Source organism: Ralstonia pickettii, from assembly GCF_030582395.1.
In the GTDB taxonomy this organism is placed as follows: domain Bacteria; phylum Pseudomonadota; class Gammaproteobacteria; order Burkholderiales; family Burkholderiaceae; genus Ralstonia; species Ralstonia pickettii_D.
Genome location: NZ_CP104381.1, coordinates 2,575,089 through 2,588,922, shown reverse-complemented (window position 1 = coordinate 2,588,922; position 13,834 = coordinate 2,575,089). Strand labels below are relative to the sequence as shown.

Below are 13,834 nucleotides of genomic sequence, written 5' to 3'. Positions count from 1 at the left end.
AAGTAACGGACACATCGGCTGGTGCCAGCGTGTCCGTTTTGCTTTGATGCGACTACGTCTTGCGCCAGCGGATGCCGAGTGCGCCGCCCGCGAGCAGCAGACCTGCAAGCCACAGCGGAAGTGTGCCACCGCCACCGCTCTGGTTCAGCGGGCCGGTGCCGCTGGTGCCGCCACTGAAGGGCAGCGTGCCCGTGCCGGTGCCGGGTTGGGTCGTCGGTGGCGCCGTCACTGTGACCGAAGTCGATGCCGATGCCGTGCCGCCCAAGTTATTCGTCACTGTAACCGTGAAGCTGTAGGTGCCTGCTGCGCTCGGCGTGAACGTGGCGGTGTAGTTGCCATTGCTGTCCGGTCCTGCGGTCGTGGGGTTCACGCCCGGGCCGGCAGGCTACTGCGGATCGGGACGCCGTCTGCTACTTGCCAGCCCCACAGCCGCCAGCATGCCTGCGAGCCAAAGCGGAAGGTCGCCCCCACCCCCACCGCCCCCCGTGCTGCCGGTCGATCCGGTTGACCCTGCCGACCCCGACGTGCCACTGCCCGCGCCAGCCGGGGCCGTGTTCTGCGCATAGCTGACGGCACCGGCGGCGTCCAACAGGCCCGCGCCGCAGACGCCTGTATTCACAGCGCAAAACGTGCCGCTCGGATGCGGTCGCGCAGTCTGCTTCAGCCCAGCAAGGATTTGCGCGTTCGACAACTGCGGTTGCACGCTGAGCATCAGCGCGATGGTGCCGGCTGTTTCCGGCGTGGAGAAACTTGTACCGGCGACCGACCTGACCGTAGGGTTGCCGACGCTTTGCTTACCGTCGTTGGAGTCGGCCTGGATCACGGAAACGGTTTCCGAACATGTCGCCGGATTACCAGTGACGACCTTTGAGTTGCCGCAGCCCCCGCCGGGGGCGGACAGCGCCACCTGCTGCCCGACGTTCGCGTAGCTGGCGTTCTCGCCGCTGTCGACGTGCGCGGTGACGGCGATTGCGCCCGTGCAATTGGCCGGTGCGTCAACGGTCTGCGCGGCTTCATTGCCTGCGGCAGCCACCACGATGGCGCCGCGTGCGGCCAACTGGTTCACCGCGTCCTGTTCTGCTGCAGAGCATTGCGTGGTGCTGCCCAGGCTCACGTTGACCACCCGCGCCGGGTTGGCGTTGGCCGGCACGCCAGACACGTTGATGCCGCCCGCCCACAACATGCCGTCGACCGTGTCCGACAGCAGCGCACCGCACTTGCCCGATACGCGCACCGGCACGATCGGCGTGTTCCAGCCGACCCCCGCGATATCGAGCCCGTTGTTGGTCTGCGCGGCGAGCACGCTGCTGACCTCGGTGCCGTGCCAGCTACTTGCAGGCGGATTGCTAATGTCATTGGTCGTGCAGCCGGAAATCTTGGGAACGTCAGCTGACGTAACGATGTCGCCAAGGTCATGCGCATCCGTTCCCCGGCCGAAGGAGTTACCCGCGCGCGCCGGGTCCGAAATGAAGTTGTAGCCCGGCAGGATCTTGGCGGACAGGTCGGGATGATCCGTGTAGCCGGTGTCGACCACTGCCACCACGATGCCCGTCGAGCCCTGCGTGATGTTCCACGCTGCGGCCGCGTTGATACCGCCTGGCACCTGTGCCGGCGCGGCCAGATTGCTTTGCGTGGCGAACAGCGGGTCGTTCGGAATGGTGTTGGGCCGCAGGATGCGATCGGGCACCACATAGGCGACGCGGGCGTCCTGCGCGATCTTATTGACGGCGGCCTGGATGCTGGCGGCATCGATCAGGCCGGTGTGCATGAGCTGCGCGTTCGTGGCCAGCGTGCGTTTGACCTGCAGCGCGCTGCCCGCAGCTTGCGCCACCGACAGCAAGCGGTTGCTCGCCTCGCTGGCCGGGAGCGTCTTGCGCGTGCCGCTCGTATCGTCACGCCATTTGATGATCAGGTCACCGGTGTATTGCGGCTGCGGTGCGGCTGCGGCGGCGACTTGGCCGCCCATGGCCCAGGCAAGACAGGCAAGGCCGGCACCTGTGCGGAGCCAAGACTTCAACCGGAAAAGGGAGGGGGTCATCAGCGCGTGCTCCGTGGTATCTCGTTGTGATGAGAAACGTCGTCAGGATGTGATCGTTGACAGACCGTTACACAAAAGCAAAGGTAGCACGCGACTCGTCCGCTCGGTGCGGGGACGAAGGCCGATGACGTTTGCGTCGGAAAAGGACCTGCCGGTGCGCTGCCATCGCAGCAGAATACGGACCTGGAAGCGAGGTGGAACCGTATTTCGGACGCCACGCGGCGCCCGATCATTCACAGTGTGGAGCGGGTTGCGGTGGTTCAGCGTTGAATCTTCATGACGCGATCTGGATCGGCCGAAGCAATGCCTGGCGTGCTGCGCAACGCTGTCACCGCGCCATCCAGCGTCGCCGAAGCGTCCCCTGAGCTGGCGCGCACCACCCAGAATCCACCAGACATCGGTCTTACCACCGCAAAGGCCAGTCGAGGCGTCGCACGCGCGCCGGCAGCATCCACCATGCCCTGCACCGTGGCGGATGACGTGGTCGGCGTGTTCAGGCCGATGATGACGTCGCCCACGCTGTGTGCAGCCGACACGGAAGCCGGTGGCTGGCTGTTGGCCGATGCAGAGTCCATGGCAGGCGGCTTGCCCGGATCAATCGCCGGCACGGACTTGCACGCGGCCAGCAGACACAGGCCGAGCGCCACAGCCAGCCCAGGTTTTGCAGACGACAACAGCGAGCGAGGACGGGTAGCCGGTTGGATCGTGCGGGCCATGCGGGCCATGAAGTTCTCCTTGGATTCGTTGGGCGATTGCGTCGGGTGCAGCCGGAACCTTCGTGCCAACGACGGCAGCCATGATTCCGGTATAGGCGATCACTGGGCCACGCGGCGGGATTTCCGCGCCGAGGGTTCTGGTGCCGATTGTGCACGGCCTGCGGCGAGCATTTCGTCCGCATGGCGGCGCGTCGTGTCGGTGAGGGACGCCCCTCCCAGCATGCGGGCGATCTCGTCCACGCGGCCCGTGGCGTCCAGCACCACGAGGTCGGATCGCGTGCTGCCGGCCACCGTCTGCTTGGCGACCTGAATGTGGTGGTTGGCCAGCGCGGCCACCTGCGGCAGGTGCGTGACGCACAGCACCTGGCGGCGCATGCCGAGTTCGCGCAGGCGTCGTCCCACGACTTCGGCCACTGCACCGCCGATGCCGGAATCGACTTCGTCGAAGATGAGCGTGGGCGTCGGGCTCGCCTCGCTGGCGATCACCGAGATGGCCAGGCTGATCCGCGCCAGTTCGCCGCCCGAGGCGACCTTCGCCAGCGGCCGCGGTGAAACACCCGCATGCCCGGCAACGAGGAATTCGACCTGCTCCAGCCCCGCCGCGCCGCCGTGTTCCAGCGCGTGCAGCGCGATGTCAAAGCGCCCACCGGCCATGGAGAGGCCTTGCATGGCGCCGGTCACCGCGTCCGCCAGCTCGCGCGCGGCCTTGGCGCGGTCGCGCGACAGCGCTTGCGCGACCGACATATATGCGGCGTGCGTTTGCGCTTCCTGGGCTTGCAGCGCATCCAGATCGGACGCGGCTTGCAGTGCAGCGAGTTGCGCCTGGCGCTCCGCCAGTTCAGCCGGCAGCGTTTCAGGAGCGACGCGGTATTTGCGCGCCATCGTGTGCAGGGCCTGCATGCGCGCGTCGACTTCGGCCAGGCGGTCCGGATCCAGTTCCGCGCGATCGGCATAGCGAGCGAGCGTATGCACCGCTTCCTGAATCTGCACCTCGGCCGGCTCCAGCGCGGCCAGCACATCGGCAAGCGCCGGATCGATCTCGGCCAGTTCACGCAGCGTATGGAGCGTCGTGCCCAGTTGCGTGAGCACCGCGCCTTCGGATTCGGACAAACCATCGAGCGCCGCGCGCGTGCCTTCGATCAGGCTGGCGGCGTGCGACAGACGATGGTGCTCGGCCTGGACTTCTTCCCACTCGCCGGGTTGGGGGCCAAGTTTCTGCAATTCGTTGACCTGCCATTCGATGCGCTCGCGCTCGAGCTGGGCTTCGCGCGACTGCTGCTCGGCGGCTTCGCGTGCGCGCACCACGGCGTGCCACTCGCGGTAGCGCTCGCCGACCACGCGCACAGCGCCTTCCAGGCCTGCGTGGGCATCGAGCAGGCTGCGCTGCGCATCCGCCTTGAGCAGCAGTTGATGCGCATGCTGGCCGTGAATGTCGACCAGTTGCTCGCCCACTTCGCGCAGCTGTGCGAGCGTGACGGCCGCGCCGTTGATGAAGGCTTTGCTGCGGCCTGCGGCATCGACTGTGCGGCGCAGCAGGATCACGCCCTCGTCGTCATGCAGTTCATGCGCTTCCAGCCATGCAGCTACATGCGGATGCACGTCGAACTCGGCGGTGATGTCGGCGCGCGGCGCGCCTTCGCGTACGACGGCCGCATCGGCGCGCTCGCCCAGCGTGAGTGCAAGCGCGTCGATCAGGATGGATTTGCCCGCGCCCGTCTCGCCCGTGAACACGGTGAAACCGTCGGCCAGATCAAGATCCAGCGCGTGAACGATGACGAAATCGCGGATGGTGAGGCTGCGCAGCATGGAAGCGGTGAGCGTGGGGTTTTAGAAGCTGCTCATGGTTCGTAGCGAGCGGCTCGAGGTTGAAGCGAAAAGCGCAGCCGTACACGCGTACGGCAAGCATCGCAGGTTCAAGATCGGGCCGCGCAGCAGGATCATGGGCAGGTTCCTAGAGCCGGTTGTCTTCGGTCGGGTACTCGTGCCAGTGCAGCTTTTTGCGCAGCGTGGCGTAGTAGTTGTAGCCGATGGGGTGCAGCAGCCGCACCGTGCGCTCGGAGCGGCGCACCACGATGCGGTCGCCGGGCAGCAGCGACGTGAGCGACTGCATGTCAAAGTTGACGCTGGCATCGCGCCCGCTGGTGACCTGGATGACCACCTCCGCGTCTTGCGGAATGACGATCGGCCGGTTCGACAGGGAGTGCGGCGCGATGGGCACCAGCACCAGACCCGAGAGCGCCGGATGCAGGATCGGCCCGCCAGCAGACAGCGCATACGCCGTCGAGCCGGTCGGCGTCGAGACGATCAAGCCGTCCGAACGCTGGTTGTACATGAAGAAGCCGTCGACGGACACGGCCAGTTCCACCATCCCCGAGGTGCCGGAGCGGTTGACCACCACGTCGTTGAAGGCGAGGGCCGAGAAGATGACTTCGTCGTCGCGCACGACCTGGGCCTGCAGCAGCGTCCGGGTTTCGGCCTCATAGCGGCCCGCCAACATGTCGGGCAGCACGGTGTGCACGTCGTCGAACGGGATGTCGGTCATGAAGCCGAGCCGCCCGTGGTTGACGCCGATCACGGGGACGCTGGCGCCGGCCAGGTGACGCCCGATGCCGAGCAGCGTGCCGTCGCCGCCGAGCACGACGGCCACATCAGCGTGGCGCGCCATCTCTTCGGGCGGCAGGGCGGGGTAGTCCTGGACGCCGATGTTGAGTGCCGTTTCGCGCTCGAACACAATGTCATGCCCGCGCCCGGCGATGCACGATGCCAGCTCCATGAGCGGGCCGGCAATGTTGGCGGCCGAATACCGGCCGACCAGCGCAACGGTCTTGAAAGGCGAGACAGGCGAGGCGGCGGGAGCTTGCGGGGCCACGGCGGACGGGGAAGTCGACATGCGCGCATTACACCATATCGATATGACCGTCGCCACGTTAGCGCGTGTTTCGTGGAGAAACGCCGACATCACCCGCAGGCGGGCGCCGATTTTGCGTAAAATTGACGAATCATGGACAAGCGCGCCACCATCCTCCTCAAGACCCTGATCGAACGGTATATCGCCGAGGGCCAGCCCGTGGGCTCCCGCACCTTGTCGAAATATTCGGGGCTCGATCTGTCGCCGGCCACCATCCGTAATGTGATGTCTGACCTGGAAGAGATGGGCTTCATTGCCAGCCCGCATACTTCGGCCGGCCGCGTGCCGACGCCGCGCGGCTACCGGCTCTTTGTCGATACGATGCTGACCGCCAGCCCGCTGGACGTGCTGAGCACGCAAGACCGCATGGCGCAACAGATGGTTGGCGCGATTGCCGAGCAGGTGCGTACGCAGCTGGCCTCGCATGGGTCGGAATCGTCGCAGCGGGTGATTGCGGCCGCTGCGCAAACCTTGTCCAACCTCTCGCAGTTTGCCGGCATCGTGATGACGCCGCGGCGCACGCATGCATTCCGGCAGATCGAATTCCTGCGCCTCTCGGAGTCGCGCATCCTGCTCATTGTCGTCACGCCCGAAGGCGACGTGCAGAACCGGATCATCCATACCGATACACCCTACACTCCGTCGCAGCTGGTGGAAGCGGCCAACTACATCAACGCGCATTACGGCGGCCAGACGTTCGATGCGGTGCGCGAAAGCCTGCGGGGTGAACTCTCTGCCCTGCAGGCCGACATGACGGCGCTGATGCAGGCGGCCGTGGAGGCGGGCAGCAGTGCCGTGTCAGAAGAGGATCCGGTCGTCATTTCGGGTGAGCGCAAGCTGCTGGAGGTGGAAGACCTGTCTTCGTCCATGGACAAGCTGCGCCGGCTCTTTGCCGTGTTCGAGCAGAAGACCGGCCTGCTGCAACTGCTCGACGTATCCAGCCGCGCCGAGGGCGTGCAGATCTTCATTGGCGGCGAAAGCAGCCTCGTCCCGCACGAGGATATGGCCGTCATCACCGCACCGTACGAGGTGGACGGCAAGATCGTCGGCACGCTCGGCGTGATCGGGCCGATGCGCATGGCATATGAGCGCGTGATCCCGATCGTGGATATCACGGCCAAGCTGCTGTCCAGCACACTCAGCCAATATTGATCTAACGGTTGTTCTGTCTGCGAGCTGCATAAGCTCAGCCGATTTTCTTCGACGACAGGCCACGCTGCCGTCTCTCACAATCGACTCCGGCGCATGTGCGCGATTCTTTTCTGCCGGAGTCTTTCATGGCTGGTTTTTCCTTCTCCCGTTTGCTGGCTGCAGCGATGTCTGCGGCCATTTCGCTCGCCTTGTTTGGAGCTGCTCCTGCACGGGCAGCCGACCGCGAGGTTGTGATCGCTTATCAGGACATGGTGCTGCCCTGGCGCTACGCCCAAGCCACGGGCGAGGTCGAGCGTGCCACCGGCTATAAGGTGACGTACCGCCAGCTCGCCAGCGGTGCCGACGTGGTGCGCGCCATCGCCTCGGGTTCCGTGCAGGTCGGCGAAGCGGGCTCCAGCCCGATTGCTGCCGGCGTGTCGCAGGGCGTGGACCTGTCGCTGTTCTGGATTCTCGACAACATCAACGATGCGGAAGCCCTGGTTGCCCGCAACGGCAGCGGCGTGTCGCGCGTGGCCGACCTGAGGGGCAAGACCTTGGGCGTGCCGTATGTGTCGACCTCGCATTTCCATGCGCTGGTCGCGCTGCAACAAGCCGGGCTCGAGCCGCGCGACGTGAAGGTCGTGAACCTGCGTCCGCAGGAGTTGTCGGCCGCGTGGGACCGGGGCGATGTCGATGCCGCTTTTATCTGGGATCCGGTACTCGCCAAGGTAAAGAAGACCGGTACGGTGCTGACCACCTCCGGCAAGATCGCCGCCGCCACCGGCAAGTCGACCTTTGATGGCTTCGTGGCGGACCGCAAGTTTGCGCGCGACCATGCCGAGTTCATCGCCAAGTTTGTCGAAGTGCTCGCCAAGGCCGATGCGGCCTATCGCGACAACAAGGCCGCGTGGACGGCGACATCGCCGCAGGTGGCAGCCGTGGCCAAGACGTCGGGCGCGGCGGCGGCGGACGTACCGGCAAGTCTTGCGCTATATGCCTTCCCCGATGCGGCGGAGCAGGCTTCCAAGCGCTGGCTGGGCGGCGGCGCGCAGTCGGGCGCGGCTCAATCCCTGCTGGCCACGGCGCAGTTCTTGAAGACGCAGGGCACGATCCAGACGGTGCTGCCGGACTACGCTGCCACCATCGACTCACGGTTTGTCCAACGTGCGGCCAACGCTGCCAACAAGGCCGTCGCCACCGCAGCCCGATGAGCCGCATCGATGTGCGCGGCCTGGGCGTCGACTACATCGACGCGCACGGCCGCACCACCCGCGCGCTGGCCGGTGTGGATTTGTCGATCGACGCCGGCGAATTCGTCGTTGCCCTGGGCGCCTCCGGCTGCGGCAAGACCACGCTGCTGAACTGCCTCGCGGGTTTTGTTGCCCCCACGTCGGGCCAGATCCTGCTGGACGACCGCGAAGTCGATGGCCCCGGCGCGGACCGCGGCGTGGTGTTCCAGCGCTATGGGCTCATGCCGTGGCTGAACGTGCGTGACAACATAGCGCTTGGCCTCAAGCTGCGCGGTGTCGACCGCAAGACGCGCCATGCGCGTGCGCTGGAGTTGCTCGGGCTGGTGGGCCTGGAAGCGCATGCCGCATCGCCCGTCTATGCGTTGTCAGGCGGCATGCAGCAACGCGTTGGCATCGCCCGTGCGCTGGCCACCGAGCCCCGCGTGCTGCTGATGGACGAACCGATGGGCGCGCTCGACGCGTTCACGCGCGAGACCATGCAGACGCTGGTGCTCGACGTCTGGAAACGCACCGGCACGACCGTCTTCTTCATCACCCACGACGTGGAGGAGGCGCTGTTCCTGGCGACGCGCCTGATCGTGATGTCGCCATCGCCGGGGCGCATCGTGCAGGCATTCGATTTGCCGTTCTCGCGGCAGGCTCTGGCAGGCGGGGACGCCCGCGCGGTGAAATCGTCGCCGGAATTCATTGCCTGGCGCGAGCGTGTGCTGGCGCTGATTCACCATGCGCCCGAGGCGCTGCTCGCATGAGCGCGCTCGAAACTGCCGTGCTGCAGCGCACCTCTGCCGAGGCAGCGCCGCCCTCCAGCAAACCGGTGCGCAAGCTGCGCGGCTATCGTTTGCCGGGGGAGGGCAGCGCATTCGGGCTCAGCGTGTTGTCGGTGACTGCGCTGCTCGTGCTCTGGTGGGCGGCCACCACCTTCCATTGGGTGCCGCCGTTGTTCCTGCCCTCACCGCAGGCCGTGGGGCGCGCATTCATCGATGCCTGGCGTGGCGATATTCAAGGCGGCCAGCCGCTGGCGGCACATCTTGGCTGGAGTGCGCTACGCGTGTTCGGCGCGTTTGCACTGGCTGCCGTGACGGCCATTCCGATCGGCCTCGCGATGGGTGTCTCCCGCACCGCGCGCGGCTTGCTGGACCCGCCCATCGAGTTCTATCGCCCGCTGCCGCCGCTGGCATACCTGCCGCTCGTGGTCATCTGGCTGGGCATTGATGAGCGCGCGAAGATTGTCGTCATCTATCTTGCCTGCTTCGCACCGATTGCCATGGCCGCGCGTGCCGGCGTGCGCAGCGCCACGCTTGAGCAGATCAACGCCGCGTATGCGCTGGGCGCGAGCTTCACGCAGGTGGTGCGGCATGTGATCTTGCCGGCGGCGCTGCCCGAGATCCTGACCGGCTTGCGCATCGCCATCGGCTTCGGCTGGACCACGCTGGTGGCGGCGGAAATGGTGGCGGCCACCGTGGGCGTGGGGCAGATGGTGCTCAATGCGTCGAGCTTTCTGCGCACCGACCTCGTGGTGATGGGCATCGTGCTGATCGGCGCGATTGCATGGGCGTTCGACTTGGCCATGCGCGCCATCGAAGCGCGCGTGGTGCCCTGGAAGGGCCGCAGCTAGCCGCGACTCAGAAGCTGCCCGTGAACTGATAACGCCCGCCGGGATGCCACATGGTCGCCACCGAGGCGACCTGGCCCTGCGACAGCGTTTTTCGCCGCAGCATCAGGCAGGGCTCGCGCACGTCCATGTGCAGCATCTCCGCAATCTCGCGCGGCGGCAGGCGCGCCTCGATGCCGTAATCCACGCCCTGCAACGGGGCGGCACGCATCAGGTAGGCGTTCGGCGTGGTCTGCGTGAAATCCTGCTCCATGTATTCGGGCGCTAACGCCGCGTTGACCCAACGGTCTTCTACCTGGATCGGCAGGTCGTTTTCAAAATGCACGATCAGTGAATGGAAGAGCACGCGGCCGGCGGGCACGCCAAACGAAGCCGCCATTGCCTCGTTGGCGCGGGCACGCTCCAACTTGTGCAGTTCGGCGCGATGCTGATGACCGCGCGCTGCAATTTCCTCGGCGATGTTGCGGATCGCCACCAGCGTCGCCTGGTACTTCTGCTGCGCGACGAACGTTCCCAGCCCCTGGACGCGCGTGAGGATCTGCTCGGCCGTCAACTCGCGCAGCGCCCGATTGACCGTCATGCGCGACACGCCAAAGGTCTGCGCGAGCGTCGTCTCCCCCGGAATCATTTCCCCTTCCTGCCACTCCCCGCTGCGAATGCGCGTGAGGATGTCTTCCTTGATGCGCTGGAAGGCGGGGGTGCTGGCGGACGGGTCGTGTGACATGGGCGTGGCTTGCGGTGCGGTTAGGGCCGCGGAAGTGATGTGCGGTTGGCGGTCATCATCAGGGTTTGCTCTTAGCTTGTAAAGTTTTCTTGCCTAAGTTGTATATACAACATAAGATGCGCTCCATGACAAAGGAGTTCGCAGGAGACCTCACATGAACGCCCCGACCAACGCTGCCCACCTGACCAACGACCCGCGCTACGACGCCTCGCGCGAAATCCGCGCCCCCCGCGGCACCGAACTGCACTGCAAGAGCTGGCTGACCGAAGCGGCCTATCGCATGCTGCAGAACAACCTCGACCCCGATGTGGCCGAGAACCCCAAGCACCTCGTGGTCTACGGCGGCATTGGCCGCGCCGCGCGCGACTGGGCCTGCTTCGACAAGATCCTGGAAACGCTGCGCGAACTGAACGACGACGAATCGCTGCTCGTGCAATCGGGCAAGCCGGTGGGCGTGTTCAAGACCCACCCGGATGCACCGCGCGTCTTGATCGCCAACTCCAACCTGGTGCCCAAGTGGGCGAACTGGGAACACTTCAACGAGCTGGATCGCAAGGGGCTGTTCATGTACGGCCAGATGACTGCCGGCAGCTGGATCTACATCGGCAGCCAGGGCATCGTGCAGGGCACGTACGAGACGTTTGCCGAAGCCGGCCGCCAACATTACGACGGCAAGCTGGCCGGCAAGTGGATCCTGACCGCCGGCCTGGGCGGCATGGGCGGCGCCCAGCCGCTGGCCGCCACGCTGGCCGGCGCCGTGTCGCTGAACATCGAATGCCAGCAATCGAGCATCGATTTCCGCCTGCGTACGCGCTACCTCGACAAGCAAGCCAAGGACATCGACGACGCATTCAACCTGATTCGCCACCATTGCGAGCGCGGCGAGGCCGTGTCCATCGGCCTGCTCGGCAATGCGGCGGAAATCCTGCCGGAGCTGGTCAAGCGTGCCCGCGCCGGTGGCCTGAAGCCGGATCTGGTGACCGACCAGACCTCGGCGCATGATCTGGTCAACGGCTATCTGCCGATGGGCTGGACGGTCGAGCAATGGCGTGCTGCGCAACGTGACCCGTCGCAGCACGCCCGCCTGACCGACGAGGCTGCCAAGTCGTGCGCCGTGCACGTGCAGGCCATGCTGGATTTCCAGGCCATGGGCATTCCGACGGTCGACTACGGCAACAACATCCGCCAGGTCGCGTTCGACCAGGGCGTGAAGAACGCCTTCGACTTCCCGGGCTTCGTGCCGGCCTACATCCGTCCGCTGTTCTGCGAGGGCAAGGGCCCGTTCCGCTGGGTGGCGCTGTCGGGCGATCCGGAAGACATCTACAAGACCGACGCCAAGATCAAGGAACTCTTCCCGCACAACACGCACGTGCATCGCTGGCTCGACATGGCGCGTGATCGCATCGCCTTCCAGGGCCTGCCCGCGCGCATCTGCTGGCTGGGCCTGGGCGAGCGTCACCTGGCCGGTCTGGCTTTCAACGAGATGGTCAAGAATGGGGAGTTGAAGGCGCCGATCGTGATCGGCCGCGATCACCTCGACACGGGCTCGGTGGCCAGCCCCAACCGCGAAACCGAAGCCATGCGCGACGGCACCGACGCCGTGTCGGACTGGCCGCTGCTCAACGCGCTGCTCAACACGGCCGGCGGTGCGACGTGGGTGTCGCTGCATCACGGCGGGGGTGTCGGCATGGGCTATTCGCAGCACTCGGGCGTGGTGATCGTCGCCGACGGCACCGACGCTGCAGCCAAGCGCCTGGGCCGTGTGCTCGTCAACGATTCGGGCTCGGGCGTCATGCGCCATGCCGATGCCGGTTACGAGACCGCCATCGCCTGCGCCAAGCGCAACGGTTTGAACCTGCCGATGATCGGCTAAGTTAAAGACATCCCTCGCATTGCTATGAACACCATGACCACGCCCACCATCATCACGTTGCAGCCGGGCGAAATGTCCTTTGCCGACCTGCGTCGCGTATGGCTCGCACCCACGCCTGTTGCGCTGTCGGGCGATTGCGCGGCCGCCATCGAAGCGTCGGCGGCCACCGTGCAGGCCATCGTTGCCAAGGGCGATCCGGCCTACGGCATCAATACCGGATTCGGCCTGCTGGCCAAGACGCAGATTCCCACGCACGAGCTGGAGCGCCTGCAACGCAACCTGATCCTCTCGCACGCCGTCGGCACGGGTGAAGACCTCAGCGATAACGTCGCGCGGCTGGTGCTGCTGATGAAGGCAGCGAGCCTCGCCCGTGGTTATTCGGGCGTGCGCCGTGTCGTGATCGATACGCTGCTCGCACTGCTGAACGCCGGCATCGTGCCGTGCATTCCGTCCAAGGGTTCGGTGGGCGCGTCGGGCGATCTGGCGCCGCTGGCGCACATGACGCTGGCCCTGCTGGGCGAAGGCGACGTGCGCGTGAACGGCGTACGCACGCCGGCACGTGCGGCATTGGCTGCCGCAGGCATCGAACCGATTGCGCTCGCCGCCAAGGAAGGCCTGGCGCTCATCAACGGCACGCAGGTGTCGACCGCGCTGGCGCTCAACGGCCTGTTCCTGGCCGAGCGCCTGCTGCAAGCCGCCACGGTGTCGGGTGCGTTGTCGGTGGATGCCGCCAAGGGCAGCGACGCGCCGTTCGATCCGCGCGTGCACACGGTGCGTGGGCAAGCCGGCCAGATCGCCACCGCGGCCGTGTATCGCAACCTGCTGGCCGGCAGCGCCATCCGACAGTCTCACCTGGTGGGCGACAAGCGCGTGCAAGACCCGTACAGCCTGCGCTGCCAGCCACAAGTCATGGGCGCGTGCTTCGACCTGATCCGCCAGGCTGGCGCCACGCTGCTCACCGAAGCCAACGCAGTGACCGATAACCCGCTGGTCTACGCCGATGCCGGTGAGGTGATCTCGGGCGGCAACTTCCACGCCGAGCCAGTGGCGTTTGCCGCCGACATGCTCGCGCTGGCGATTGCCGAAATCGGTGCGCTATCGGAGCGACGCATCGCGCTGCTGATCGACTCTACGCTGTCGGGCCTGCCGCCGTTCCTGGTCGAGCAGCCGGGCCTGAACTCGGGCTTCATGATCGCGCACGTCACGGCCGCGGCGCTGGCCTCGGAAAACAAGACGTTCGCCCACCCGGCCAGCGTCGACAGCCTGCCGACTTCGGCCAACCAGGAAGACCACGTCAGCATGGCGACCTTCGCCGGCCGCCGTTTGCAGGACATGGCGGAGAACACCGCCACCATCGTCGGCATCGAAGCGCTGGCGGCAGCGCAGGGCATCGACTTTCACAAGCCGCTGGCGACGTCCGACACGCTGCAGAAGGCACATGGCTGCATCCGTGCGCGCGTGGCGTACTACGGTGAAGATCGCCTGTTCGCTCCCGACATCGAAGCCGCCCGCCGCCTCGTGCTCGATGGCGACCTGGGTGACTCGTGCCGCGCGCACGTGGGCGAACTCGCACTCGTCTGAC

12 protein-coding genes are annotated in these 13,834 nt (G+C 66.2%); 6 read left to right on the top strand and 6 right to left on the bottom strand.

Annotation, left to right across the window (positions count from 1 at the left end):
- Positions 1 to 52: 52 nt before the first annotated feature.
- The 5 genes from mprA to N5B55_RS12555 form a co-directional block, all read right to left on the bottom strand.
- Positions 53 to 370: an MprA protease, GlyGly-CTERM protein-sorting domain-containing form gene (gene mprA, locus N5B55_RS12575; protein WP_304538346.1), complete on the bottom strand. Its 318-nt coding sequence runs from the start codon at positions 368 to 370 to the stop codon at positions 53 to 55.
- A 15-nt stretch (positions 371 to 385) separates the two neighbouring features.
- Positions 386 to 2,038, bottom strand: coding sequence for a S8 family peptidase (locus N5B55_RS12570; RefSeq protein WP_304538345.1), 1,653 nt, complete (start codon positions 2,036 to 2,038; stop codon positions 386 to 388).
- A gap of 260 nt (positions 2,039 to 2,298) precedes the next feature.
- Complete coding sequence (locus tag N5B55_RS12565; protein WP_304538344.1) at positions 2,299 to 2,763, bottom strand: hypothetical protein; 465 nt, start codon at positions 2,761 to 2,763, stop codon at positions 2,299 to 2,301.
- A 90-nt stretch (positions 2,764 to 2,853) separates the two neighbouring features.
- The gene (gene recN, locus N5B55_RS12560) at positions 2,854 to 4,560 is read right to left on the bottom strand and encodes a DNA repair protein RecN (RefSeq protein ID WP_009241446.1); all 1,707 of its coding nucleotides are present in this window, start codon (positions 4,558 to 4,560) and stop codon (positions 2,854 to 2,856) included.
- Between the two features lie 145 nt (positions 4,561 to 4,705).
- Positions 4,706 to 5,644 carry an NAD kinase gene (locus N5B55_RS12555; protein WP_065859827.1) on the bottom strand — a complete coding sequence of 313 codons (939 nt, stop codon included), beginning with the start codon at positions 5,642 to 5,644 and terminating at the stop codon, positions 4,706 to 4,708.
- A 111-nt stretch (positions 5,645 to 5,755) separates the two neighbouring features.
- On the opposite strand from N5B55_RS12555, the gene hrcA reads away from it, so the two are divergent.
- The 4 genes from hrcA (at position 5,756) to N5B55_RS12535 (ending at position 9,658) form a co-directional block, all read left to right on the top strand.
- Positions 5,756 to 6,814: a heat-inducible transcriptional repressor HrcA gene (hrcA, locus tag N5B55_RS12550; protein WP_009241444.1), complete on the top strand. Its 1,059-nt coding sequence runs from the start codon at positions 5,756 to 5,758 to the stop codon at positions 6,812 to 6,814.
- Between the two features lie 125 nt (positions 6,815 to 6,939).
- Positions 6,940 to 8,004 carry a taurine ABC transporter substrate-binding protein gene (gene tauA, locus N5B55_RS12545; RefSeq protein ID WP_304538343.1) on the top strand — a complete coding sequence of 355 codons (1,065 nt, stop codon included), beginning with the start codon at positions 6,940 to 6,942 and terminating at the stop codon, positions 8,002 to 8,004.
- Complete coding sequence (locus N5B55_RS12540; protein ID WP_304538342.1) at positions 8,001 to 8,792, top strand: taurine ABC transporter ATP-binding protein; 792 nt, start codon at positions 8,001 to 8,003, stop codon at positions 8,790 to 8,792. Before tauA ends, N5B55_RS12540 begins: the two co-directional genes overlap by 4 nt.
- A complete protein-coding gene (locus N5B55_RS12535) occupies positions 8,789 to 9,658 on the top strand; it encodes an ABC transporter permease subunit (RefSeq protein ID WP_304538341.1) in 870 nt (289 codons plus the stop codon). Before N5B55_RS12540 ends, N5B55_RS12535 begins: the two co-directional genes overlap by 4 nt.
- 7 nt (positions 9,659 to 9,665) lie before the next feature.
- On the opposite strand, the gene hutC is transcribed toward N5B55_RS12535, so the two are convergent.
- A complete protein-coding gene (gene hutC / locus N5B55_RS12530) occupies positions 9,666 to 10,379 on the bottom strand; it encodes a histidine utilization repressor (RefSeq protein ID WP_012762808.1) in 714 nt (237 codons plus the stop codon).
- A 154-nt stretch (positions 10,380 to 10,533) separates the two neighbouring features.
- Between hutC and hutU the strand changes: the two genes are divergently transcribed.
- A complete protein-coding gene (hutU, locus tag N5B55_RS12525) occupies positions 10,534 to 12,252 on the top strand; it encodes a urocanate hydratase (RefSeq protein WP_012762807.1) in 1,719 nt (572 codons plus the stop codon).
- A gap of 24 nt (positions 12,253 to 12,276) precedes the next feature.
- Complete coding sequence (gene hutH / locus N5B55_RS12520; RefSeq protein WP_304538340.1) at positions 12,277 to 13,833, top strand: histidine ammonia-lyase; 1,557 nt, start codon at positions 12,277 to 12,279, stop codon at positions 13,831 to 13,833.
- Position 13,834 lies beyond the last annotated feature (1 nt).

Excerpts from the sequence above, each read along its gene's own strand:
- N5B55_RS12570 (WP_304538345.1), bottom strand. The coding sequence starts at position 2,038 with ATGACCCCCTCCCTTTTCCGGTTGAAGTCTTGGCTCCGCACAGGTGCC.
- N5B55_RS12565 (WP_304538344.1), bottom strand. The coding sequence starts at position 2,763 with ATGGCCCGCATGGCCCGCACGATCCAACCGGCTACCCGTCCTCGCTCG.
- recN (WP_009241446.1), bottom strand. The coding sequence starts at position 4,560 with ATGCTGCGCAGCCTCACCATCCGCGATTTCGTCATCGTTCACGCGCTG.
- N5B55_RS12555 (WP_065859827.1), bottom strand. The coding sequence starts at position 5,644 with ATGTCGACTTCCCCGTCCGCCGTGGCCCCGCAAGCTCCCGCCGCCTCG.
- hrcA (WP_009241444.1), top strand. The coding sequence starts at position 5,756 with ATGGACAAGCGCGCCACCATCCTCCTCAAGACCCTGATCGAACGGTAT.
- tauA (WP_304538343.1), top strand. The coding sequence starts at position 6,940 with ATGGCTGGTTTTTCCTTCTCCCGTTTGCTGGCTGCAGCGATGTCTGCG.
- N5B55_RS12540 (WP_304538342.1), top strand. The coding sequence starts at position 8,001 with ATGAGCCGCATCGATGTGCGCGGCCTGGGCGTCGACTACATCGACGCG.
- N5B55_RS12535 (WP_304538341.1), top strand. The coding sequence starts at position 8,789 with ATGAGCGCGCTCGAAACTGCCGTGCTGCAGCGCACCTCTGCCGAGGCA.
- hutC (WP_012762808.1), bottom strand. The coding sequence starts at position 10,379 with ATGTCACACGACCCGTCCGCCAGCACCCCCGCCTTCCAGCGCATCAAG.
- hutU (WP_012762807.1), top strand. The coding sequence starts at position 10,534 with ATGAACGCCCCGACCAACGCTGCCCACCTGACCAACGACCCGCGCTAC.
- hutH (WP_304538340.1), top strand. The coding sequence starts at position 12,277 with ATGAACACCATGACCACGCCCACCATCATCACGTTGCAGCCGGGCGAA.